The sequence below is a fragment of the Streptomyces sp. MBT65 genome (assembly GCF_016612545.1).
GTDB lineage: Bacteria > Actinomycetota > Actinomycetes > Streptomycetales > Streptomycetaceae > Streptomyces.
Genome location: NZ_JAENRY010000082.1, coordinates 21244 through 45720 on the forward strand (window position 1 = coordinate 21244; position 24477 = coordinate 45720).

General features: G+C 70.3%; 15 protein-coding genes. 6 read left to right on the forward strand and 9 right to left on the reverse strand.

What is annotated here, in order from left to right:
• Window positions 1-75: 75 nt before the first annotated feature.
• From JHN63_RS20000 to JHN63_RS54720, 6 genes are all read right to left on the reverse strand, one after another.
• Window positions 76-1152: an NAD(P)-binding domain-containing protein gene (locus tag JHN63_RS20000; protein ID WP_200682465.1), complete on the reverse strand. Its 1077-nt coding sequence runs from the start codon at window positions 1150-1152 to the stop codon at window positions 76-78.
• 42 nt (window positions 1153-1194) lie between these two features.
• Window positions 1195-2337, reverse strand: coding sequence for an LLM class flavin-dependent oxidoreductase (locus JHN63_RS20005; RefSeq protein ID WP_200682466.1), 1143 nt, complete (start codon window positions 2335-2337; stop codon window positions 1195-1197).
• Window position 2338: 1 nt separating this feature from the next.
• Window positions 2339-3364: an ABC transporter substrate-binding protein gene (locus tag JHN63_RS20010; protein WP_200682467.1), complete on the reverse strand. Its 1026-nt coding sequence runs from the start codon at window positions 3362-3364 to the stop codon at window positions 2339-2341.
• A 57-nt stretch (window positions 3365-3421) separates the two neighbouring features.
• Window positions 3422-4189: an ABC transporter ATP-binding protein gene (locus tag JHN63_RS20015; protein WP_200682468.1), complete on the reverse strand. Its 768-nt coding sequence runs from the start codon at window positions 4187-4189 to the stop codon at window positions 3422-3424.
• Window positions 4162-5055, reverse strand: coding sequence for an ABC transporter permease (locus JHN63_RS20020; protein WP_200682469.1), 894 nt, complete (start codon window positions 5053-5055; stop codon window positions 4162-4164). The genes JHN63_RS20015 and JHN63_RS20020 overlap by 28 nt, the downstream gene beginning before the upstream one ends.
• Before the next feature lie 127 nt (window positions 5056-5182).
• Window positions 5183-5266: a putative leader peptide gene (locus JHN63_RS54720; RefSeq protein ID WP_315986669.1), complete on the reverse strand. Its 84-nt coding sequence runs from the start codon at window positions 5264-5266 to the stop codon at window positions 5183-5185.
• 147 nt (window positions 5267-5413) lie between these two features.
• On the opposite strand from JHN63_RS54720, the gene JHN63_RS20025 reads away from it, so the two are divergent.
• On the forward strand, window positions 5414-5836 hold the full coding sequence (locus JHN63_RS20025) for a YjbQ family protein (RefSeq protein WP_200682470.1): 423 nt from the start codon (window positions 5414-5416) through the stop codon (window positions 5834-5836).
• A gap of 267 nt (window positions 5837-6103) precedes the next feature.
• Here the strand turns inward: JHN63_RS20025 and JHN63_RS20030 are convergent, their stop codons facing one another.
• Together JHN63_RS20030 and JHN63_RS20035 are read right to left on the reverse strand one after the other, a co-directional pair.
• The gene (locus tag JHN63_RS20030) at window positions 6104-9340 is read right to left on the reverse strand and encodes an alpha-L-rhamnosidase (RefSeq protein WP_200682471.1); all 3237 of its coding nucleotides are present in this window, start codon (window positions 9338-9340) and stop codon (window positions 6104-6106) included.
• Window positions 9341-9755: 415 nt separating this feature from the next.
• Window positions 9756-10517 (reverse strand): class I SAM-dependent methyltransferase, encoded by a 762-nt coding sequence (locus tag JHN63_RS20035; protein ID WP_200682482.1) that lies wholly within the window; start codon window positions 10515-10517, stop codon window positions 9756-9758.
• Between the two features lie 773 nt (window positions 10518-11290).
• Here JHN63_RS20035 and JHN63_RS54310 point away from each other — a divergent pair.
• Window positions 11291-17824 carry an RHS repeat-associated core domain-containing protein gene (locus JHN63_RS54310; RefSeq protein ID WP_200682472.1) on the forward strand — a complete coding sequence of 2178 codons (6534 nt, stop codon included), beginning with the start codon at window positions 11291-11293 and terminating at the stop codon, window positions 17822-17824.
• Window positions 17824-18093 (forward strand): hypothetical protein, encoded by a 270-nt coding sequence (locus JHN63_RS20045; RefSeq protein WP_200682473.1) that lies wholly within the window; start codon window positions 17824-17826, stop codon window positions 18091-18093. Before JHN63_RS54310 ends, JHN63_RS20045 begins: the two co-directional genes overlap by 1 nt.
• 215 nt (window positions 18094-18308) lie before the next feature.
• Here the strand turns inward: JHN63_RS20045 and JHN63_RS20050 are convergent, their stop codons facing one another.
• On the reverse strand, window positions 18309-18776 hold the full coding sequence (locus tag JHN63_RS20050) for an RICIN domain-containing protein (RefSeq protein WP_200682474.1): 468 nt from the start codon (window positions 18774-18776) through the stop codon (window positions 18309-18311).
• A 148-nt stretch (window positions 18777-18924) separates the two neighbouring features.
• Between JHN63_RS20050 and JHN63_RS20055 the strand changes: the two genes are divergently transcribed.
• The 3 genes from JHN63_RS20055 to JHN63_RS20065 all read left to right on the forward strand — a co-directional run bounded on the left by JHN63_RS20055 (window position 18925) and on the right by JHN63_RS20065 (window position 24463).
• Window positions 18925-21888, forward strand: a complete 2964-nt coding sequence (locus JHN63_RS20055; RefSeq protein ID WP_200682475.1) for a WD40 repeat domain-containing protein — start codon at window positions 18925-18927, stop codon at window positions 21886-21888.
• A 140-nt stretch (window positions 21889-22028) separates the two neighbouring features.
• Window positions 22029-23942 carry an N-acetylmuramoyl-L-alanine amidase gene (locus tag JHN63_RS20060; RefSeq protein WP_234477413.1) on the forward strand — a complete coding sequence of 638 codons (1914 nt, stop codon included), beginning with the start codon at window positions 22029-22031 and terminating at the stop codon, window positions 23940-23942.
• 86 nt (window positions 23943-24028) lie between these two features.
• On the forward strand, window positions 24029-24463 hold the full coding sequence (locus JHN63_RS20065; protein WP_200682476.1) for an OsmC family protein: 435 nt from the start codon (window positions 24029-24031) through the stop codon (window positions 24461-24463).
• The last annotated feature ends 14 nt before the right edge of the window (window positions 24464-24477 follow it).

Genomic DNA, 24477 nt, shown 5'->3' on the forward strand with positions numbered 1-24477 from the left:
AGCTCGGCGACGGCGTACTCGCCCTCGATGAGGCCTTCCGCCCACCCAGGTAGTGACCTCGCTGCCCGAACGACCTCAGACCGCGACCGCTTCCCCGGTCAGCAACCGTCTGATGTCCCGTACGGCCGCGCGCCCCGCGCGATTGGCGCCGATCGTGCTTGCCGATGGTCCGTAGCCGACCAGGTGGATGCGTGGGTCCGCGGACACGCGGGTGCCGTCGAGGCGGATGCCGCCGCCCGGGCCGCGTAGCTTCAGTGGGGCCAGGTGGTCGATCGCCGCTCGGAAGCCGGTTGCCCACAGGATGACATCGGCGTCCACATGGCGGCCGTCGTTCCAGTCCACCCCGTCGGGCGTGATTCGGTCGAACATCGGCTGCCGGTCCAGGACCCCGTCCGCGATCGCCTGCCGGATCGCGTCGTTCAGCGGCAGCCCGGTCACGGAGACGACACTCTTCGGCGGCAGCCCCTGCCGTACGCGTTCCTCCACCAGCGCCACGGCCGCCCGGCCCACGTCTTCGCTGAAGGGCCCCTCGCGGAAGACCGGTGGACGCCGGGTCACCCACGTCGTCGCGGACGCGTACGGGGCGAGTTCCATCAGATGCTGGGTACCGGACGCGCCCCCGCCCACCACGACCACCCGCAACCCGGCGAACTCCTCCGGCCCCGGATACTGCGCGGTGTGCAACTGCCGCCCCCGGAAGGTCTCTTGACCCGGATAGCGCGGCCAGAACGGCCGGTCCCAGGTACCCGTCGCATTGATCAGCGCCCGCGTCGACCACACCCCGTCGGACGTCTCGACGAGCAGCCGACCGTCCACCCCCTCCCGTACCGCCCTCACATCCACCGGCCGCCGCACCCGCAGGTCGAAGGCCCGCTCGTACGCGGTGAAGTACTCGGCGATCACCTCGGCGGACGGGCGGGCCGGATCGGCGTCGGTGAGTTCCATGCCCGGCAGCGCGTGCATCGCGTGCACCTTGCCGTACGTCAGCGACGGCCACCGGAACTGCCAGGCCCCGCCCGGCGCGGGCGCATGGTCCAGCACCACGAAGTCGCGTTCCGGCTCGAAACCGGTGCGCCGCAGGTGATAGGCGCCGGCCAGCCCCGCCTGTCCGGCGCCTATGACGACCACGTCGACCTCACGCATGTTGTTCACGTTCGTACGAACAGCACCGGGGCCGTCGATCTTCCCGCCCGCTCAGCGTCCGCCGCTCACCAGCAACGGCAGGCCGACCTTCGTCCTCCCCTCGACCAACCCACGCGCCGCCAGCTCGGGAATCACGCCCTCCCCGAACCAGTACGACTCCTCCAGATGCGGATACCCGGACAGCACGAACTGCTCGACGCCCAGGGCGTGGTACTCCTCGATCAGGTCGGCGACCTCCGCATGGCTGCCCACGAGCGCCGTGCCCGCGCCACCCCGGACGAGACCGACCCCCGCCCACAGGTTCGGATGGATCTCCAGATCGGCCCGCGATCCGCCGTGCAGCGCCAGCATCCGCTGCTGCCCCACCGACTCACTGCGCCCGAGGGCGGTCTGCGCCGCCGCGATCGTGTCCGCGTCGAGGTCGTCGAGCAGCCGGTTCGCGGTCGCCCACGCCTCGGCCGACGAGTCCCGCGAGATGGTGTGCAGCCGTACCCCGAACCGCACGTCACGCCCCTCCCGCTCGGCGAGCCCGCGAATCCAGTCGATCTTCTCCTTCACCTGCGCCGGCGGTTCTCCCCAGGTGAGATACACGTCCGCATGCCGGGCGGCGACCGGCCCGGCCGCCGCTGACGACCCGCCGAAGAACACCTCCGGCACGGGATCCGGCGGCAGCGCCGTCAGCCCGCCCTCGACCTGGTAGTGCACACCGCCGAAGTCGTACGGCTCTCCCCGCCACACACCGCGTACGACCGACAGGAACTCGTCCGTACGGGCATACCGCCGGTCGTGGTCGAGATGGTCGCCGAAGCGCCGCTGTTCGGCCGAGTCGCCACCGGTGACGACATTGAGCAACAGCCGCCCGCGCGTGAGACGTTGATAGGTCGCCGCCATCTGCGCGGCCAGCGTCGGCGAGATCACCCCGGGCCGGAACGCCACCAGGAACTTCAACCGCTCGGTGTGCTGCGCGAGCGCCACGGTGGTCAGCCAGGCGTCCTCGCACCACGTGCCGGTCGGCGTGAGCACCGCCTCGAAACCCAACTGCTCGGCCGCCTTGGCGATTTGGGCCAGGTACTCGATGTCCGGCGGCCGCACACCGCGGACCGCCCCGGCGCGGTTGGGCCCGTAGGCGTGCCGGTCGACGAGCGTACGGCCGTCGCCGCCGGTCGGCAGGAACCAGTGCAGACGCACGCCCATGTCACGAACGTCCCGTCGTACGCGGAGCGGAGGTGGAGGCCGGCAGGCCGCCGTTGTAGCGCGTGTCCACGAACTCGGCGAAGTCCACCTTCCCCGGAATCAGCTTGAGTTGGGTGAAGGTGTCGGCGATCCGCTGCTCCGAGGCGATGAGCGGTTTGTCGACGGCGACCGACACCCGGGTGGAGTTGGTCCGCTTCACCGACGCCAGCGCCACCTCGTACGGCAGCCCGGTGTCCTTCGACCACACCTTGGCCCACGCCTCCTGGTGGGAGAACACCCATGTCTGGGCGCGGCGCAGCCGGTCGAGGTAGTCCTTGATGGCGGCGGCCTTCTTCTTGTCCGCCAGCGCGCCGGGCGCCGCCACCTGGAAGGTGAGGCCGTTGGTCACGCCCTGGCCGGTGGTCAGCACGCGGCCCTTCCTGGCCTGGAGGATCTGCGAGGTGTACGGGTCCCACACCGCCCACGCGTCGACCTTGCCGGAGGTGAACGCGGCCAGCGCGTCGGCCGGTTGGAGGTACTTCACCTTGACGTCGCTCAGCGAGAGCCCCGCCGCCTTGAGGGAGGCGACCAGTTGGAAGTGCGCGGACGAACCCTGCGCCACGGCGATGGACTTGCCCTTCAACTGCTGCGGCGCGGTGAGCTTCGAGTCCTTCGGTACGAGGACGGCGTCGCCCTGTGACGTGCCGTGCCAGGCGGCCACCACCTTGATCTTCGAACCCGCGCCCGCGGCGAACACCGGCGGGGTGTTGCCGACACCGCCGATGTCGACGGCCTTGGCGTTGACGGCCTCCAGAAGTGGCGGGCCCGAGGTGAACGTGGACCACTTGATCTTGTAGTCCAGGTTCTCGAGTTCACCGGCGGCCCGCAGGACCGCCTCCGAACCGCCCTTCTGGTCACCGACGTCGAGCGTGAGCGAGCCCTTGCCGTCGGTGCCGGTCGAGGTCTCGGCGGCCGAGTTCCCGCCGCAGGCGCTGAGCAGGAGGGCGAGCGGGAGCAGCAGGGCGGCGGGGACGAGGCTTCGTCGCATGAGGGGGGAGTCCGTTCTCGGTAACTGGGCTGATACGTGGGGGAGTTCCGGGGGAGTTCAGGCGGCTTCGGCGGCCGTGTCGACACCGAGGCGTTCCAGGAGTCCGGCGCGCAGCTCGGCGAACCGGGGGTCGGTGATGTCGCGCGGCCGGTCCAGGTCGATGCGCTGCTCGTGCGCGATGACACCGCCGTCCATCACCAGGACACGGTCGGCGAGCAGCACCGCCTCCTCGACGTCGTGCGTCACCAACAGGACGGCGCAGCCCCGCCGTTGCCACAGCTCGCCCACCAGCCGCTGGGCCTTGATACGGGTCAGCGCGTCGAGCGCGCCGAACGGCTCGTCGAGCAGCAGCAGATCGGGCTCGCGCACCAGAGCGCGGGCCAGCGAGGCACGCTGCGCCTCACCGCCGGACAGCGTCTTGGGCCAGGCGTCGGCGTGGTCCCCGAGTCCGACCTCCGCCAACGCCCGCTCGGCGACGGCACGTTCGGGTTTGCCGGGCAGCCCGAGGAGGACGTTGCGCCACACCTTCTTCCACGGCATCAGCCGGGGCGCCTGGAACGCGACGGCCTTGCGGCGCGGTACGAGGACGGTGCCTTCGATGTCCCGGTCGAGCCCGGCGAGGATGCGCAGCAACGTGGACTTGCCGCAGCCGCTGCGGCCCAGCAGTGCCACGAACTCGCCCTGCTGCACGTCGAGTTGAAGCCTGTCGATGACGGGGTGGCCGTCGAAGGAGCGGGTCAGCCCCTCGACCCGTACCGCCTGCGCTGTCGTCGGCGACCCGGTCGCCGATTGCGCGGTCACCGGCCCGTGAACGTCGGTCGCCATTGCAGCAGCAGCCTTTCGAGGGTTCGGACGACGAAGTCGGCCAGCAGGCCGAGGAAGGCGTAGACGATCAGGCAGACCACGATCACGTCGGTCTGCAGGAAGTCCCGTGCCTGCACCATGAGGAAGCCGATCCCGGCGTCCGCGTTGATCTGCTCGGCGAAGACGAGCGCCAGCCAGGCGATGCCGAGCGAGTAGCGCAGCCCGGTCATCGCGTTGGGCAGCGCACCCGGCAGCACCACATGCCGTACGAGCCCCCAGCGGGACAGCCCCAGCGACTCCCCGGCCTCGATCAACTGGCTGTCCACGCCCCGGATTCCGGCGTAGACGTTGAGATAGAGCGGGAAGGTCACACCGAGCGTGATGATGGCTACCTTGGGCGCCTCGCCGATGCCAAACCAGATGATGAACAGCGGGATCAGCCCGACGAAGGGCACGGTCCGCAGCATCTGCACGGGGGCGTCGACCAGGTCCTCGCCGATCCTGAACAGGCCGGAGACCAGGGCGAGTCCGGTGCCGATGACGGTGCCGAGGAGCAGCCCGATCGCGACCCGCTGGAGCGAGGTGGTCATCGCCGACGTCAGCGAACCGCTGTCGATCAGATCCCAGCCGACGTGCGCGATCCGTCCGGGCGAGGCGAGCACGTCGGAGCTCAACACACCGGTGCTGCTGAGGAGTTGCCACAGCGCGAGCAGTACGAGCGGGCCGGTGGTGCGGCGCAGCCAGCGCGGGACACGGGTGCGGCGGGCGGAGGTGGGGACGAGCGGGACGAGGTCGAGGGGCGAGGGGGCGTCCGTGTCGGCCTTCGCGGCGGATATACGGGAAATGTCGGGCCCGGAAGAGTCGGGTGGGGCATGACTGATGCTCATGGGTGCTCCACGGAGTGGGGGAGAGCGTCCGGTGAGAAAGGGGATACGCCTCAACGCCGCCGCGTCACGCCGGTGTACGCGGGCGCGACGAAGTGCGGGAAAAGAGGGGGTGGGGCGGAAGGAGGCGTCAGCAGCCGCGGCAACACGCGGCGGAGGCCACCCGCAGCAGGTCGATGTGACCGCGCGTGGTGAGCAGAACTGAACGCAACATGCGGCCGAAAGTAGGTCAGATGGCGTGCCACGGTCAACGGTGTCTCGCGGACTGGACCTCTCGTATCAGGGGCTGGGCGATCGCTCTGACGGGGAGCCCGATGCATGGTTCAGGGTGGTGGCCCGGCGGATGGTTCAGGATGGAGGCATGTCAGCTGCGTTCACCACCCGAGTCCTCGACGTCGCCACCGGTTCCAGGGAGCGGGTCATGGATCTGACCCGCGACTGCGAGGCCTTCCTCCGGGAGGTGGCGACCGGCCGCGACGGCCTCCTCAACATCTTCGTCCCGCACGCCACGGCGGGCGTCGCGATCCTGGAGACGGGCGCCGGCAGCGACGACGACCTCCTCGCCGCCCTGCGCACCCTCCTCCCCGCCGACGACCGCTGGCGGCACCGCCACGGCAGCCCCGGCCACGGCCGCGACCACGTCCTCCCGGCCTTCGTACCGCCGCATGCGACGTTGCCGGTGGTGGGCGGACGGCTGGAGTTGGGGACGTGGCAGTCGGTGTGCCTGGTCGATACGAACAGGGACAACCCGGACAGGCAGGTTCGGTTGTCGTTCCTTGGCTGAGGCCCGAGGCCCGAGGCCCGAGGCCCGAGGCCCGAGGCCCGAGGCCCGAGGCCCGAAGCCCGAAGCCCGAAGCCTGAGACTCGGCGGCTCGTCCGGCACACCGGTTCCCGTGCCCACGGCCCCCGGGCAGGGTCGCCAAGTACTCCGCAGGTGCCCGCCGGGACCTGGAGCGCCTGGGCCTTCCACGAGGAGCCGCGCGGCCCCGCCACCATGCGGCACGACCTCCGGGGTGTCGTGCCGCCCGGAGCGCCGGCCGTACCGCAGTGATCAGGTGGTGAAGCGGTGGGTGCCGGAGCCGACCCGGTACACCGCGCTGCCGTCCTCCTGACGCAGGTAGGTCCCGTGTGTGTGGGTCACCGACTTCGGGGTGGACGTGGGGATCCACACCTCGGCGGTCGTGTTGGGCGGCACCGTGCAGGTCAGCGTGAACCGGCCGGACCGCTGCCGCCAACGGGTGGCGACCGGGCCGTAGACCGAAGTGAACGTGGCACGGGCGGTGTTGACGGCTCCGCCGGGGCGCGGGCGGATGACGATCTCGCGGTAACCGGGCCGGCCCGCCGAGATGCCGGCGATGTTCGTGTACATCCATTCCCCCACCGAGCCGTAGGCGTAGTGGTTGAAGGAGTTCATGCCCGCGTCCTGGAAGCTGCCGTCGGGCCGGATGGAGTCCCAGCGTTCCCACATCGTCGTGGAGCCCCGGTCGATCTGGTAGCCCCAACTGGGGAACGAGCGCTGCTGCAGGAGGCGGTAGGCGACGTCGGTGTGGCCCGTGTCGGTCAGGACGGGCAGCAGTCGGGGAGTGCCGAGGAAACCTGTCGACAGGTGCCAGTCCCTGGCCTCGATCAGGGCGACGAGCCGGTCTGCCGCGGGCTTCCGTGCCGTGTCCGGCAGCAGGTTCATCGACAGGGCCAGGACGTACGCCGTCTGCGTATCGCCCTTGATACGGCCGTCGGAGGTGACGTAGGCGTCCTGGAAGGCTGTCCGGATCCGCTCGAAGAGATCGCGGTACGGGGCGGTGTCCTCGCCGAGTTCGCCGGCCATCCGTGCCGCGAGGTCGGCGCTGTGCGCGAAGTACGCGGTGGCGATGACGTCCTTGGGGGTCTCGTCCTGGACGTTCAGCCAGTCGCCGTAGCCCTGGTCCGGGCGCAGCAGTCGGTCGCTGTGCTGCTCCAGGTACGTGAGCCAGGTCCGGACGGACGGCCAGGCGTCCGCGAGGACTTGGCGGTCTCCGTACGCCTCGTAGAGGGACCAGGGGACCGTGACCCCCGCGTCGCCCCAGCCCGCCGTGCCGTTGCCGACCGTGCCGACCATCGGTGCCACGTCCGTGAACGAGCCCTCCGCGGTCCGGGAGTCCCGAAGGTCGACGAGCCACTTGGACAGGAAGCGGGCCGACTCCATCGTGTAAGCGGCCGTGGGCGCGAAGACGTTGATATCTCCCGTCCAGCCCAGCCGCTCGTCGCGCGCGGGTGTGTCGGTCGGAACGGAGAGGAAGTTGCCGCGCTGGCCCCAAGTGATGTTGTGGTGCAGCTGGTTGAGCATCGGTACGTCGGTCTCGAAGTCGAGGGTGAAGGGGGCGGACGTGTGCATGACCCGGCCGGTGACGGCCCTCGCCGAGGGCGTGCCGGGGAATCCGGTCACCTCGACGTACCGGAAACCGTGGAAGGTGAAGCGGGGTTCGTAGATCTCCTCCTTGCCGCCTTTGAGGGTGTACGTGTCGGTCGCCGCCGCGGTCCGCAGGTTCGCGGTGTAGAGGGTGCCGTCGGGGTTGAGCACCTCGGCGTGTCTGAGCCGGACGGTCGTCCCCGCGGCGCCCGAGACGCGCAGCCGCACCGAGCCGACCATGTTCTGGCCGAGGTCCAACACGTAGACGCCGGGCATGGGTTGGGTGATCTGTTTCGGCGTCAGCTCCTGCTCCACCCGTACCGGACCGTCCACCTGCGCGACGATCAGGTCGGGACCGATGGCGCCGACGCCGCCCATCCCTCGTACGCCGAGCCAGCCTGTGTCGTCGAAGCCGGGCGAGGTCCAGCCGGGGGTCTCCTTGCGGGCGTCGTACGTCTCGCCGTTGAGCAGATCGGCGGCGACGATCGGCCCTGCGGCGGCCCGCCAGTCGGCGTCCGATAGGATGCGCTCGCTCGTCCCGTCCGCGTACTCCACCTCCAACTGGGCCAGAAGCGCCGGGACTTGGCCGTACTGGCCGGGCCCGAACATGCCCACGTTGCCGGCGTACCAGCCGGGCGCCAGATACGCCCCGATGACGTTGGCACCGGGCCGCAGGAGTTCGGTGACGTCGTACGTCCGGTACTGGACGCGGGTGCGGTAGTCCGTCCAGCCGGGAGCGAGTTGGTCGAGTCCCACCCGGCTGCCGTTGAGGTGGCTCTCGTAGAGGCCGAGCGCGGTGGCGTACAGGCGCGCGCGGGACAACTTCCGGCGTGGCAGCCGGAATTCGTGCCGCAGCTGCGTGACGGCGTAGGACACCGGGACGACTCGTCCCCAGGGTCCGCTGCCCCAGGCCGCCGCCACCCGGACCGCCGGCCAGCTCGCGTCGTCGAAGCCCAACTCCCGCCAGCCGTCTGCCGGTTCCTGGTCCGTGGTCTTCCAGGAGGCGTCGGTGAACACCTTCTGCTCACCGGAGGCGGTCCGGACGACCAGCACGGCGACGAGCCCCGCCGGGCCTTCGGTCGCGTTGGTGGCGGCGGCGGCGATAACGTTGTCACCGGCCCGCACGCGGTCCAGTACGTCGATCACCGCCGGGCGTTTCCAGTCCTCGTTGTCCGTGTCGAGGTCGGTGTGGGCGACCTCGACTCCGTTCAGGGAGACGGCGTACACGTTGTCGGCGGTGATGGCGAGCGTGGCCGACGTGATTCCGTCGGGCAGCCGGGCGGTACGGCGGAACCAACGGGTGGCCGCGGGAACGCTGTTGGTCGGATCGCCCTCGGGGAACCAGATCCAGGAACCGCCCTCGAAGGACGGCGCGTCCACGAGGCCCGCCGGTGCGGAGATCCAGTCGGCGGTCCACTGCCCGGCATCCATCAGTCCGGTCTCCCACCAGGAGGGCGCGCTCCAGCCGGAGACCTGTCCGTCGGCGTCCCACACGCGTACGGACCAGTGGTAGCGCGTACGGGGCTTGAGTCCAGGACCACCGTAGGTCACGAGGACGGACTCGCCGGACGTGACCTTCCCGCTGTCCCAGACGTCCGGGCGGTCCAGTCCCGACGTGGTGGTGGCGACGCGGATCTGATAGGCGCTCTGGCGCATGTCCACTCTGTCGGACGCCAACGGCCAGCTCAGCCGGGGCCGTTGGGCGTCGATCCCCAGCGGGTGTCGGACGTATTCCACGGTCGGCGCCGTCACGCGCAGTCCGCCGCGCAGCGGCTGTGTCCCTGTCTGTGTTCCTGCCTGCGTCTGTCCGGATGCCGACGCGGCCATCGCCGGTACGCCGTCGACGGTCGCTGCCGCGACCGTGGCGACCGCGCCCGCGAGCATGTTCCTCCTGCTGATCATTACGGCTCCTCACTCGCACGGAATGGGGTGAATCGATTCAGATGGGAGAGGCGTGGGTAACGTAGAGCCTGGTGATGCCGGGGTCAATCGTCCTGCAACTGTTTTCGTGACACGGTCACTTGGCGGTCGCTCCGGGCGAAGTCGGCGTTCGAGGTGGATGAGAGGAGATTGAACGGTTTCAATCGCGACCCGAAAGGTCTTGGAACAGAGGGTGGTCGGCCGCCAACCCCGTCGGGCGACCAGGGCCCGCTCTTCAGGGCGGCGGGGGCGACAGATCTCGGCGCGCGGTGGTCGGCGCGGCGACGCTTCTTCCTCAGCGGCGAGCCGGCCAGCCAGCCGGCCTGTCGCCCGGTGCGGAGCTTCCGCGTCAGCGTTCTGCTCGGGCCGCCTTTCGCGTCCTGGCGGCGGGCGCTGCCTACCGGTGCGCTGTGTAGACGGTCGCGGTCATCGGTGCCGTAACGGAGCCGGTGCCGAGCCGGTCCGTCATCTTCTGTGTGACGGCGGCCTGGAGGGCCCGCGCGTCGTCGCGGGCCTGTACGACGGCGCTCACCGGTGTGCCGGTGAGGAACCCGGTGGCGATGGAGGCCGCGGACTCCGCGACGCCCTCCAGAGTGATCTCCTCGGCGGTGGCCAAGGTCAGTCCGGCGGCCGACAGGTCCGCGGTGACCACGGCCGGGTCGGAGTAGCCGTGGGGCACGTCCTTCAGGAACGGGGGTGCTCCGTCGGGCATGGACTGTTCCAGGGCGGTCTGGAAGGCGGCCCCGAATCCGTGCGAGGCCAGCGGGCCCCAGCTGTTGAACAAGAACCGTCCCTGCGGGGCCAGGACGCGGCGCACCTCGGCGTAGGCGGCGGGTCTGTCGGGGAAGAACATCACCCCGAACTGGCACACGACGAGGTCGAAGCGGTCGTCCTCGAAGGGCAGGATCTGGGCGTCCGCCTGCCGCCAGTCCGCACGTGGTTCCCGTGCCGATCCCGCGGTGACCATCGCTTCGTTGAGGTCGGTCGCCACCACCGAGGCCGTGGGCACCGAGGTGAGCAGGGCCGAGGTCAACGCCCCGGTCCCGGCGGCGAGTTCCAGGACCGTGCGGGGCCGCAGCACTGCCGCCCTGGCGGCCAGGTCGACGGCGAAGGGCCGGAAGAAGACCGGCACCAGGTGGCGTTCGTAGGCCTCGGGCATGGACCGTGTCCAGAGCCGGTTCGCATCGTCTGTACTCACCCGACGGACCTTAGTCCCGCGGGAGGGCCCGGGGCGGATCGCCGGGGCCACCGTGGCTTCGTGTCGGTGTGGCGGCCCGGCCACAGGTTGGGGCCGACAGGAGAATCCTGGAGCCAGGAGGCGGTCAGGGCGACAGCGGGTTCTCGGTCCGCTGGTGGTACAGGCCGCAGGCGTCGATGACCTGCGAAGATGCGGGGCTTGGAACAACGTCCCGTACGCCCCTTTCCGTAGGAGCAGCGGGCCGACACGCGCCGCGGGGTTGCCGTCGCGGTCCTCAAGAAGGAGGCCTGCTCCTACGATCAACCGACGCGCACGGGTCCGGGTTTGTTTGAGGAAGCCCGGCTGACGAAGAGCCGCGCACGCCATGCCTGGCGGAGAACGCTTGCGCGTGACGGCCTACGGGAGCAGCCGCCCATGCGGTGAAGGGGCATCAAGAATCCCCTGGTTGCTGATCCCGAGGGACAGCAGACGGAGGCAGGAAGTCTCGCTCCCTTCCGACCGGAGGAGATCGGACCGGAATTGCGCCAACTCGCCTTTAATGCTGCCCAAATCCGATCACATAGGTTTCACAAAGAAACGTCCATGAACCGGTTCCTGTGATCACGCCGATGGTGCCGCCGGGATACGTTCCCGGTCGTTTCGAACACACAGCGGCAGCACAGACGACTTGCGGGGGCGGGGCGGTGGCAGGCACCAGGGCACGGGCGGCACGGGCCAAGAGACCAGGACACGGCGTGGGGTTCGGGCGAGGCCGGTCAGCGGCACGCTGGCCGGCGGCGCTCGTGGCGGCCGTACTGGTGCTGACCCTGCCGGGCATGGGTCCGCCCGCGGCGGCAGCCACCCCCCGGCACGCCCCAACTCCGCGGCAGACCAAGCCTGTTGCCGTACACGCCGTGCGCTCGCACTACCGCGCACCCCGGCCCATGCCGGCCTACAGGAGTCCGAAGGTCAGCTGGCCCACCGGCACCGCCACCCTCGGAGTTCCCCAGTCGGGCGGCGAGACGGCGGGCGCGGGCTCACTGCCGGTACGGATCGGGCGAGCGGGCCACAGCGGTGCCCCGGGCCGGGTCCAAGTACGCCTGTTCCCGCACCGGTTCGCCACCGCCGCCGGCGTTCGCGGTGTGCTGCTGAACCTCACGAGCGCCGCCGGCACCACGGCTCGCCCGACGGGCGGCAAGGTCGCGGTGAGCCTTGACTACGCGGCGTACGCGGGCGCGTTCGGCGGTGACTTCGCCTCCCGCCTGCACCTGGTGCGGCTGCCCGCGTGCGCACTGACCACTCCGAAGATCCGTGCCTGCCGCACCCAGACGCCACTGCTCTCCCGCAACGACCTGCGCGGCCACGCACTGCACGCGGACGTGACGCTGACGGGCGCGCAGCCGACCGGCTCACGCCAACCCGCCGCCTCCGACGCCGAATCGACCGCACTCCGGACCCGGGGTGCCGTGATCGCGGCGACCTCGGACAGCGGAGGCGGAGGCGGTGACTTCTCGGCCACCTCGCTCAGCCCGTCCGGGTCCTGGCAGGCAGGCGGCAGCTCCGACGGCTTCGAGTGGTCGTACCCGATGTCCGTCCCCGGTGTGCCCGGCGGAATGGCGCCGAAGCTCGGGCTGAGCTACAACTCCCAGGCGGTCGACGGGCTCATCTCCTCCACCAACAACCAGGCGTCCGTCGTCGGCGACGGCTTCGGCCTCCCGGCCAGCTTCGTCGAGCGCTCGTACAGGTCCTGCAACGAGAACCCCGCGGGCACCACCAAGACCCGGGACTACTGCTGGTCGGACGACAACCAGCTGACCCTCTCGCTCAACGGCCAGACCTCCACGCTCATCAAGGACGACAAGACCGGCACGTACCACCCGGCAGCCGACGCCAACGAGAAGGTGGAGTACCTCACCGGCGCCGCCAACGGCGCGCAGGGCGGCGAGTACTTCCGGGTCACCACCGACGACGGCACCCAATACACCTTCGGCCTCGACGAGTTGCCCGGCTGGGCCACGGGCGACACGAAGACGAACTCCGTGCTGACCGAGCCCGTCTACGCCACCGCCTCGACCCAGCCCTGCTACAACGCCACGTTCGCCAACTCCTGGTGCCAGCAGGCCTACCGCTGGAATCTGGACTATGTGAAGGACACCCACGGCGACGTGATGTCCTCCTTCTACACGGTCGACACCGCCTACTACGCGCGCGACCTCGGCACCACGGCGAACACCCCCTACAGCAGGGACTCCCGCCTCACCCGCATCCAGTACGGCCAGCGCGACGGCGCCGTCTACACGACCAGCCCCGCGGCACAGGTCACCTTCGGCTACAACGGCCGCTGCAAGACGTCCGCGACCGGCTGCGCGACCTCCACGCTGTCCTCGTCGACGGCCACCGACTGGCCGGACGTCCCGTACGACCTGAACTGTGCCAACGCCTCCTCCTGCACCGTCGACTCGCCCACCTTCTGGTCCGAGTACGAGCTGAGCACGGTGCAGACGCAGGCGCTGTCCGGCACCACCGAGACGAACGTCGACAAGTGGGACTTCACGTACTCCTTCCCGGCGACGGGTGACACGACCTCGCCGGCGCTGTGGCTGGCCGGCCTCGTCCACACCGGTCAGGACACCACGGGCGGCGGTTCCACCGCGCCCATCGCCATGAAGCCCGTCACCTTCACCGGAACACCGCTGTCGAACCGGGTGAACCTCACCAACGGCTATCCGCCCATCACCCGCCACCGGCTCAACACGATCACCACCGAGACCGGCGCGATCATCAGCGTCGGCTACTCCGCGCCCGACTGTGCCTCCGGCACCCCCTCCGACCCGAGCACCAACACCAAGCGCTGCTACCCGGTGTACTGGACGCCCACCGGACACACCGATCCGATCATGGACTGGTTCAACAAGTTCATCGTCACCGGCGTCACCCAGCAGGACCCGACCGGCGGCGGTGTCAACGACACCATCGCCACCCACTACACCCCCATCGGCGGCGGCGCCTGGCACTACGACACCAACCCGCTGACGAAGTCCTCGCAGCGCACCTGGAACCAGTGGCGCGGCTACCAGGGCATGACGACGACCACGGGCACCGCCCCCGACCCCGTCACGCAGACCGACACCACGTTCTTCCGCGGTATGGACGGTGACACCCTGCCGGGCGGCGCTACCCGCTCGGTGAGCGTCACGGACTCCCGTGGTGACCCCCCGGTCAAGGACTCCGACCAGTTCGCCGGTCAGACGTACGAGTCGATCACGTACAACGGCAGCGGCAGCAACAAGGTGGTCAGCGATGCCGTCACCACCCCGTGGACGTCGGCCGCCACCGCCACCCATGCCGTCGCCGGGCTGCCCGACCAGCAGGCGTTCCTCACCGGTGCCGCGGACAGCAAGGTCTACACCCCGCTGGCCTCCGGCGGCACCCGGGCGACCGAGACCGCCTTCACCCATGACACCGACGGCCGCGTCACCAGGACCGACGACCGCGGCGACGTATCCACCACGGCCGACGACGTGTGTACGACGACCAGTTACGCGGAGAACACGTCGAAGTGGATCCTTGACACCGTCGACGAGGTCCGCACGGTCTCCGTCGACTGCGACACCACTCCGACGCTGCCGAAGGACGCGATCTCCGACACCCTGACCTTCTACGACCTGTCCACCACCCTGGGCGCGGCCCCGACCGTCGGCGACCCCACCTCGACACAGAAGGCCAGCGGCTACAACGGGTCCACCCCGGTCTACACGACGATGGCGAGCAGCACGCTCGACCAGTACGGTCGCGCCCTCACGTCGACCGACGCCGACAACCGCACGGTCCATACCGCGTACTCGCCGACGACCGGTGCCGAGCCGACGTCGATCACCGAGACCGACCCGCTGGGCCACGCGACCGTCAAGACCTACGACCAGCTGCGCAACGTCCCGCTGTCGGTGACCGATCCGGCCGGCTACAAGGCCTCCGGCACGTACGACGCACTGGGCCGCCTCACCCAGGTCTTCAACCCCGGCATCACCTCACCGGTCACCAAGTACGGCTACACGCTGAGCAACACCGCCCCGTCGACCATCACCACCCAGTCCCTCGAGGACGACGGCACCTACCGCAGCGCGACGATGCTCTACGACGCGCTGCTGCGGCTGCGGGAGACCCAGACCCCCACGCCCGACGGCAGCCGGGAGGTCAGCGACACCGTCTACAACACCAACGGCCAGGTGGCCAAGACGTCCAGCCCGTACAACGCGAGCGGTGCCCCGGACAGCACTCTGGTCCAGGCGCAGGACGGCCAGATCCCCTCGGAGACCGGCTACACCTACGACGGAGCCGGCCGCAGGACGGTCGCCACCGCGTACAAGCTCGGCTCCGAGACCTGGCACACGACCACGGTCTACGGCGGCAACTTCACCACCACGGTCCCGCCGTCCGGCGCCACGGCCCAGAGCCTGCTGACCGACGCCCGCGGCCGTGTCACGGACCTGTACGAGTACCACACCGGTGCGGCCGCCGATCCGGTGAACGACACCGCCTCGGACCACTCGGACACGAAGTACACCTACTACCCGGACGGGAACCGGGCCTCGGAGACCGACGCCGCCGGCAACACCTGGTCCTGGAAGTACGACCTGCTCGGCCGGCAGACCTCCGCCTCCGACCCCGACAGCGGCACGGGCAGCACGGCCTACGACGACGGCGGGCTGGTGCTCAACACCACCGACTCGCGCGGCAAACAGGTCTCGTACAGCTACGACGGCGACGGACGCAAGACCGGCGCGTACGACACCACCGGAGGCGTCGCCCAGTCGACCGCCAACCAGATCGGCGCGTGGACGTACGACACCGTCAAGAAGGGCATGCCCACCGCCAGTACCTCCTACCAGATGGGCACCGGCAGCCCCTCGGTCACCACGACGGCCCTGGCGTACAACTCGCTGGGCAAGGTCGTCGCGGAGAAGACCACCCTGGCGAACCTGCCGGCCGACGAGGCGACGCTGGCTCCCACGGCCGGCTACACCACCAGCTACACCTACAAGACGACCGGGTCGCTTGCCACCGAGGCCGATCCGGCCGAAGGCGGTCTGCCCGCCGAGACACTCACCACCGGCTACGACACGTTCGGGGAGCCGACCAGCCTCACCGGCAGTGGCACGAACGCCTGGAGCTATGTCAGCGCGATCGGCTACTCCGAGTCGGGCCAACCGCTGCAGTACACGTTCGGCCCCTCCACCAGCTGGGTCGTGCTGTCCCTCGGCTACGACGAGCAGACGGGCGCGCTGACGGACGCGCAGACCACGGACTCCACCAGCAGCACCGTGGTGGACCACACCCGGTACACCTGGGGCGATGCGAGGATCTCCAAGGGCGCGGGCCTGCTCACCGCCGTCAGCGACGCGCAGGACGGCGGAGCCGTCACGGACACCCAGTGCTACACCTACGACTTCTCCGACCGGCTGAGCAGCGCCTGGACCGCCACCGACGCCTGCGCCGCCGTCCCTGCCGCGGGGGCGAGCAGCACCGTCGGCGGCCCGAACCCGTACTGGCAGAGCTGGACCTACACCGACGACGGCCTGCGCAAGACGCAGACCGATCACGACACCACCGGCGCCACCGCCAACGACACCACGACCACCTACAACTACCCTGCGCCCGGCTCGTCCACCGACCAGCCGCACACCCTCACCAGCACCACCGCCACCGGACCCGCCGCCGCCGCGAACACCGCCTCGTACACGTACGACTCGGCCGGCAACACCCTGAGCATCAGCGGCGGTGCGGCCGGAAAACAGGACCTGACCCTCAACGACCAGGGCAAGCTCGCCACCGACACCACCAGCGGCGGCACGACCAGCTATCTGTACGACGCCGCCGGCGGTCTCGTCCTGCGCACCGACCCCGGAAAGGCCACGCTGTTCCTCGCGAACGCCCAGATCGTCGAGGACACGACGACCCACACGCTCTCGGGCACCCGCTACTACTCGGTCGCCGGTCACACCATCGCGGAGCGCAGCAGTTCGGGCGACATCCAGTACCTCGTCCCGAACCGGCAGGGGACCGAGACTCTCGCCGTCGACTACCAGACCCAGTCCGTCACCCGCCGCCAGTACCTGCCCTTCGGCCAGACCCGCAGCGGCTCCGCGAGCACGTTCCCGAACGGCACGGGCTTCGTGGGCGGCACCCCCGATCCGGCCACCTCGCTGGTCAACCTCGGGGCCCGGGAGTACGACCCGTACACCGGCCGGTTCCTCTCGGACGACCCGGTGTTCGAGTCCATGGACACGAACGAACTGCCCGGCTACGACTATGCGGGCAATGACCCCGTGACCCTGTCCGACCCCACCGGCGAGGACAACTGGTGGGCCGACCCCACGATGAACAAACCGGTCACGCCGGACGCCCCGCCGATCTCACAGAGCCTCGCCGACGAGCAGGGCTTCGGCAGCCTGTGCAACGCGCACAACTGCTCGAACTACCACCCGCATCCCGTCTTCATCTCGCCCCACTTCGGCTTCAGCGCGAACACGCCGAATGTCAAACAGCTGGCCGCCGCGTTCGCGAAGGCCTTGAAGACGCACTACGACAAGATGTTCGACCCGCGTGCGTCGACGTACAAGATGCCCGACAAGCTGCTCTCGTACGGCACCGAGGTCGGCACTTGGGACGACGTGTGCAACGGGAAGCCCGGTCTGTGTTCCAAGTCGTTCGCCGAGGAGGTCAGCGGGCTGCACGCGGCGCTCGACAAACAGGCCAAGGCGAACGAGCGCGGCACGATGTGCATGTTCTTCGGTGACTGCCACTGGTGGAAGGTGACCGCGGCCGGCGCCATCTACTTCCGTACGATGCGCGCCGGGGCTGACGGAAAACCGATGCTCGGCAACTCCGCCAAGACGTTGGGCGGCCGGGACAGGGATTACGAGGAGAACCTCGACGAAGACGGGAACATCGTCGTCGACGAGGAGGGGGACGCGCCTCCGGGCCTGTCGACCAGCACCAATCTGCCGAAGATGTTCAGGGTGGCACGGCCGAACTGGCTCTCGGGCGGCCAGTCCAAGGACCCGCTGTGGGCCATCAAGGACGATGCGCTCGCCGCGCGTGGTCTCACCGCGCGGCCGGATCCCGGGGACAAGTTCCATATCATGCTCGGGCCGGACGAGAACGGCGTCTCACCTGATGAGTACAACGCACGGATCCAGTCGACCCAGGGCGACTGGATGAACGTCCAGGCCGAGTCCATGGAGGACGTCCAGGCCTTCCTCGCGGAAGCCGAGGGCGAGGAACCCTGATGAAGGTGGAAGACAGCGTGGAGCTCAAGGAGATCCTGGCCGACTGGCGGGACTACGACGACGCGGCGTTTCGACTCGGGGTATTCCTGGGCGTCTTTCCGCGTGACCAGAAATTCTCCTCGGTGAAGCGGATGTTCTGGCAGGACGGATATCCGCTGGGCGACATGCTGGTGGACATGCTCGACCGGATGGCGGAGGCCGGGGTTCTGCTCAAGAACGACGAAGACGTGCAGTACAAGTGGAACCCGACCGCTGTCGACCTGTCATGAAGTCGACCTGTCATGAAGACGCACGCTCGGCCGCGATGGGACGACCGCGGTGACCGACCCGCGGGAGCCGCAGCCCCGTCCGGGTGACAGCGGGCCGTTCCGCCCCTGCCACCCGCGCGGTGCGCGACGCTCGTTCCGTGTGTGATCGACGCGAGTACCGTGCGCGAACGACCGCGGCCCGGCCCGGCACGCCAGGTGCCGGGCCGGGCCGTCGTTCAGAAGTCCCAGCTCTGACTCCTCGCTCCGTTGCAGCTCCAACTCACCAGCAGCTGGCCGTTCTCGGGCCGGCCGGCCAGGATGTCGAGGCACTTGCCGTTCATCCGGCTGCGGATCTCGCCGCCGTTGCGGTACCACTTCTGTTGGCTGCCGCCGTTGCAGTCCCAGGTGCTCACCGATCCCTGGTCACCGGGGTTGGCGGCGTAGATCTCCAGACACTTGCCGTTCATCCCGGAACGGATCTGCTCACCGTCCCAGCGCCACTGCTGGTTGGTGTTGCCGGTGCAGTCCCACGTCACGGTCGAGGCGCCGTTCTCGTTGTGGAACATGAAGATGTCGGCGCACCTCCCGTTCAGGTTGGACCGGAGCAGCGGTGCCGCGGCGTGTGCCGGCAGTGCCGTCACGAGAGCGCCGATCGTGAGCGCGATCGCCGCAAGCAGCGGCACCAGTCGTTTCGCAGCCTTCATGGTGTCCCTCCACAGAGCCGGTGCGCGGTTGCGCTGACTCATGGCTACGCGCCGAGGGTTGTCCGGCGCCGGGGCGTCGGCGCCGGACATCAACAGCCGGACAACCAGCGCGCGTTCCGGCTGTCGACGGGCACGGGAGGGGAAGGCCGTGCCACGCGCCGAACGGCCGCTTGACCTGGACGCCGGTCCGCTCACGTGCTTCGCGGCCGAGCTGCGGAAGCTGCGCGAGACGGCGGGCCGACCGCCGTACCGGACGATGGCCAAGCGGGCGCACTACTCGTCGACGACGCTGTCCGACGCCGCGGGCGGACGCACGTTCCCGAGCCTGAGCGTCACGCTCGCCTACGTCGAGGCGTGCCAGGGCGACCGCTGCGCATGGGAGGCCCGCTGGCACGCGGTCGCCGCCGAGATCGCCGCGGCCGCGCGGGGCGAGGAGCCCGCGGAACCCGGCGGGCCGGGCACGCCGTACGCCGGACTGTCGGCGTTCCAACCGGAGGACGCCGACCGCTTCTTCGGACGCGAGCGGCTCACCGACGAGGTGCTCGCGCGGGTGCGGGAACGGCGGTTCCTGACGGTCTTCGGGCCGTCCGGTTCGGGGAAGTCCTCGCTGCTGCGGGCGGGGCTCGTCGCCCGGGCGCGGGCGGCGGGGTGGCCGGTGCTGCTCCTCACCCCCGGGCCGCACCCCCTGGAGGAGTGCGCCGTCCGCCTCGCCGCGGTGACGGGCGAGGCCCCCGGCGCGCTGCAGACCGAGCTGCGTGCCGACCCCGAGGCACTGCACCTGCGGATCCGGCAGGCGATGGTCGACCGAGCGCTGGACCTGGCCGCCGTGGACGGCGCTCAACTGACGTGCAGGGAAAGGAGTTTCCTCGACGCGAGCAGCGACGCGCAGGCCGGCGAGCTGGCGGCGGTCAGACGGCGGACGGTCCGCCTGCGCCAACTGGCCACGCTGCTCATGGTGTTGGTGATCACCGCGGTCACCACCGGAGTGCTGGCCGTCGCCTCGCGCGACTCGGCCGTACGGCAGCGCAACGTGGCCATCGCGCGCAAGGTCGCCACCGACGCGGCCGAGCTACGCCAGCAGAACCCGGCGCTGGCCGCGCAGTTGAACCTGGCCGCCTACCGGCTGGCCCCCACCGCCGACGTCCGTGCTCAACTCATGAACACCTTCGCGACGCCGTACACGAGCCGCCTCACCGGCCACACTGCCGATGTCGTCTCGACCGCCTTCGCTCCCCGGAACTCGGTGGTGGCCACCGCGAGTTGGGACCGCACGGTCCGACTGTGGGACGTGCGCAGCACCCACCGCCCGGTCCGACTCGCGGTCCTGCGCCAGCCCTGGCGGATGCTGTCGGTCTCGTTCGGGCAGGGCGGTCGCGTGCTGGCGACGGCGAGCGAACGGTCGGTGCGGCTGTGGGACGTGACCGACCCGCGGGCGCCCGCCGCGCTGAGCACCCTGCCGGAGTCGACCACCGGGCCGTCGTGGCTGGTGTTCCGGCCCGACGGGGACCTGATCGCCGTCGGTCACACCGACGGCGTGACCCGGCTCTGGAACGTACGGGATCCCCGGCATCCCCGGTGGCTGGCCACCCTCCCCGGCCACACGAGCGCGGTCACCTCGGTGGCGTTCAGCCCGGACGGGCACACGCTGGCGACCACCGGCGACACCACCGCCAGGTTGTGGGACGTCACGGACCCCTCCGATCCACGCCGACTCGACGTGCTGCGCGGACACACCGACACCGTGACCTCGGTGGCGTTCAGTCCGGACGGACGGAGCCTGGCGACCGGCAGTTGGGACCACACCGCACGGATCTGGCACCTCGGCGACGGCGGCTCCCGGGCGCGACCACCGACCGTCCTGCTCGGTCATACGGCGATCGTCTGGTCGGTGGCGTTCGGCCCCGACGGCCGCACCCTCGTCTCGGTCGGCGGGTCCACCCTGTTCTGGGACCTCACCGAGCCGGACCGTCCGCAGCGCGTCAGCGCGATTCCCGGCGGGGCCTACCAGGCCGTGTTCAGTCCGGACGGCCGTGTGCTCGCCAACGCCGACCGGCTGCTGGACCTGCGGGACCTGTCGCTGGCGACGCACGACGACGTCGTCACGTCCCTCGCGTTCGCCCCCGGCGGCAGGCTGCTCGCCAGCGCCAGTTGGGACGGCACCGCACGGCTGTGGCGGGTCACCGGCGGCCGCGCCCTGCGGTCGCTGGCGGTCCTGCGCGGACACACCAGGTTCGTCCGGTCCGTGGCCTTCAGCCCGGACGGGCGCACCCTCGCCACCGCGAGCGAGGACACCACCGTCCGCGTCTGGGACGTGACCGACCCAAGGAGACCACGGCTCAGGTCGGTCCTCCCCTGCGCCGCGGGCGAGGTCGCCGGGGCCGCTTTCGGTCCCGGCGGTCACCTGCTCGTCGTATGGGCGCAGCACGGCGCCGGACTGTGGGACCTGACCGACCCCGGCCGTCCCCGGCCGCTGAGCCGGATCGCCGAGGGTGCCGATGTCACGATGGCGTCGTTCCGGCCGGACGGCCGCACGCTGGTGACGAGCACGGGCAACGTCGGCTCCCTGCGGTTCTGGGGCATTGGGGATCCGCGCAGCCCCCGCGAACTCCCTTCCCCCTTGCGGTCGTTGCCGCTGACCGACGGCATGTTCAGCCCCGACGACCGAATCCTGGCCGCGGTCCACCGCCCGGACCGCACGGTCTGGCTGATGGACCTCGGGGCCCACGGAGACCTCGGCCGCCCGCCGAAGGTGACGCGGCTCCGGCCGTCCGGCGCCTGGCTCTACGCCCTGGCCTTCTCCCCGGACGGCCGCCGACTGGTGGCAGGCGCGGCCGACGGCAGGGCCCTGCTGTGGGACGTGCGCGATACGACCACGACCGCTCCCGCCGTCCTCACCGGCCACGCGGGCCCGGTACCGGCCGTGGCGTTCGGCCCGCACGGCGACACGCTGGCCACCGGCGGCAACGACTTCACGATCCGGCTCCGGGACACCGCCCTGGACCGGGTCGCCGCCCGCGTCTGCGACAGCGCGTACCCGAGGATCAGCAGAGCGGAATGGGCACGGTACTTCGCGGCGACGGACTTCGACCCGCCCTGCCGTGCCCGTGGCTGACGCCCCGGAAGGCGCCGACTCGCCTACCGGGTAGGGGAGTTGCCAAGTCCGGTCGGCGATGCCGGAAACTTCCGCACAGTGGTTCCGGCAGTCGTCGCACCGGACGTCTGCCGTAGAGCACCGGACACAAGGGAAGATCCTTGCAGCAATCCTCGCGCAGAAGATCACCTCGGAAGGCGCTGGCCGCGATCCTGGCCGGCGGCACCGTGGCCGCGGGCTGTCTCGCCGTTCTGCCGTCGGCGGCACAGGCCGCGCAGACCCCGGCCGCCGACCGCCAGTCCTCCTTCACCGACGCGGCAAGGGAGTTCGGCGTACCGCTGCCCGTGCTCATGGCCGTGTCGTACCAGGAGTCGCGATGGGACGATCACGACGGGCAGTACAACACCTCGGGCGGCTACGGCCCGATGAACCTCACGGACGTCACCGCCGCGATGCTGTCCGGGAGTTCGGCGGGTACCGCCGGCCGCGGCGACCTCGCCGAACTGACCTCGGACCCGGCCCTGCACACCCTCGACAAGGCGGCCGGACTCACCGGCACCCCGACGGCGAGGCTGCGCACCGACGACCGTGAGAACATCCGGGCCGGTGCCGCCCTACTCGCCTCCTACGAGAGGGAGTTGACGGGGAAGGAATCCGCCGACCCGGCCGACTGGTACGGAGCGGTGGCCAAGTACAGCCAGTCCTCGGACCGGAGGGCCGCACAGCTCTTCGCCGACCGCGTCTTCAGGACCGTGTCCACGGGTGCCTCGCGCACCACCGGCGACGGACAGCACGTCCACCTCGCGGCGCAGCGAGCGGTCCACCCCGAGACGCGGCAGCTGTCCGAACTGAAGCTGAAACCAGCCGTGTCGGCCACCGACACGGAGTGCCCGCCCACGGTCGACTGCACCTTCCTCGCCGCGGCCGCCTCCAACGGGCAGGTGGCGGGCCGGCCGGACGACGGGGTGCAGATCAAGTACATTGTCCTGCACGACACCGAGTCGTCCTACGACGCCGCGATCAAGACGTTCCAGACGGCGGGGACGGGCGACTCGGCGCACTACGTCATGCGGGCCTCGGACGGTGCCGTCACGCATATGACCCACACCAAGGACATCGCGTTCCACGCCGGCAACTACTGGTTCAACATGCACTCGATCGGCATCGAGCACGAGGGCTACGCCGCCCATGGCGCCACGTGGTACTCGCAGGCGCAGTATCAGGCGACGGCCGATCTGGTGAAGTACCTCGCCGCGAAGTTCGACATCCCGCTCGACCGCGAGCACATCATCGGCCACGACAACGTGCCCGGCCCGCAGGACAGTTACATCACCGGCATGCACTGGGACCCCGGCCCCTACTGGGACTGGACGGCCTTCATGAACATGGTCGCCCCGGCGAAGGCGGTCCAGGAGCGGAGCGCCGCGCGGCGTGTCCCGAGGGTGGGCTCGGCGGTCACCATCAGCCCGCGGTTCTCGACCAACGAGCAGACCGTCCAGGTCTGCCCGGCCGACGACCCCACGGGCGCCACCACCGAGTGCACCGAACAGACCGAACCGTCGAACTTCCTTCCCGTGCGCACCGCGCCCAGCGCCGACGCGCCCCTCTTCGCCGACCCCGCCATCCACCCCGGCGCGAGCGCGGGCACCGACTCGATCCACGACTGGGGCAGCACCGTCGAGGCGGGCCAGCAGTTCGTGGTCGCCGACACCGACGGCGACTGGACGGCCATCTGGTTCAGCGGCGCGAAGGTGTGGTTCTACAACCCCCGAGGCATCAACACCTGTGCCGCTCCGGACGCCACGGTCCTCCACTCCGGCGACCAGCCCGCGACCCTCTACGGCTCCGGCTACCCGCAGGCGTCGGAGTACCCCTCGGGCCTGTCCCCGTCCGCCCAGAAACCCCTGACCGTCTACGCCTTCCCGGCGGGCCAGGCCTACGTCGCCACCCAACCCCCGGTCAGCGCCGACGACTTCTTCGTCTCGGGCGACACCTATGTCACCGGGGCGGCGAAGTATTACACCGTCCAGTACAACCACCGGGTCGTCCTGGTCGACGCGGCTCAGGTGTCCTGAACCGGCCGGTGCGGGCGGTGCGGACACGCCCTGCCCGCACCCGCCGACATCGAGATCCGGTGGCGCTCTCTGGAAAGATCCCCACCATGACCGACAACCCCCTGCGCCAAGTAACCGTCGACCGCACCGCCCCCGGCCGCTTCACCGCGACCAACGCCCGCGGCGGCACCCTCGACTTCGGCACCGCCGCCGGCGGTGCCACCGAGTTCACCCCGGTCGAGCTGCTGCTCGCCGCGATCGGGGGCTGTACCGCGGCCGACGTCGATGTGGCGACCACCCGGCACGCGGAGCCGGACGGGTTCACCGTCACCGTGACCGGCAACAAGGTCAGCGACGATCTGGGCAACCGGATGACCGACCTGGCGGTCACCTTCGCCGTGACCTTCCCGGAGGGGGAGGCCGGGGACCGGGCCCGCGCGATTCTGCCCCGCGCGGTCACCGTCTCCCACGACCGGCTGTGCACGGTCAGCCGTACGGTGGAGACCGGTACGCCCGTCACCGTGACGATCAAGGACGCCTGACCTCATGAGCCCCT

Bases quoted from the DNA above. Each gene is read 5' to 3' on its own strand.
- JHN63_RS20025 (WP_200682470.1), top strand. From the start codon at position 5,414: ATGTCAGCTGCGTTCACCACCCGAGTCCTCGACGTCGCCACCGGTTCC.
- JHN63_RS20045 (WP_200682473.1), top strand. From the start codon at position 17,824: ATGAAGGTGGAAGACAGCGTGGAGCTCAAGGAGATCCTGGCCGACTGG.
- JHN63_RS20005 (WP_200682466.1), bottom strand. From the start codon at position 2,337: ATGGGCGTGCGTCTGCACTGGTTCCTGCCGACCGGCGGCGACGGCCGT.
- JHN63_RS20035 (WP_200682482.1), bottom strand. From the start codon at position 10,517: ATGCCCGAGGCCTACGAACGCCACCTGGTGCCGGTCTTCTTCCGGCCC.
- JHN63_RS54720 (WP_315986669.1), bottom strand. From the start codon at position 5,266: ATGTTGCGTTCAGTTCTGCTCACCACGCGCGGTCACATCGACCTGCTG.
- JHN63_RS20010 (WP_200682467.1), bottom strand. From the start codon at position 3,364: ATGCGACGAAGCCTCGTCCCCGCCGCCCTGCTGCTCCCGCTCGCCCTC.
- JHN63_RS20020 (WP_200682469.1), bottom strand. From the start codon at position 5,055: ATGAGCATCAGTCATGCCCCACCCGACTCTTCCGGGCCCGACATTTCC.
- JHN63_RS20030 (WP_200682471.1), bottom strand. From the start codon at position 9,340: ATGATCAGCAGGAGGAACATGCTCGCGGGCGCGGTCGCCACGGTCGCG.
- JHN63_RS20015 (WP_200682468.1), bottom strand. From the start codon at position 4,189: ATGGCGACCGACGTTCACGGGCCGGTGACCGCGCAATCGGCGACCGGG.
- JHN63_RS20065 (WP_200682476.1), top strand. From the start codon at position 24,029: ATGACCGACAACCCCCTGCGCCAAGTAACCGTCGACCGCACCGCCCCC.
- JHN63_RS20050 (WP_200682474.1), bottom strand. From the start codon at position 18,776: ATGAAGGCTGCGAAACGACTGGTGCCGCTGCTTGCGGCGATCGCGCTC.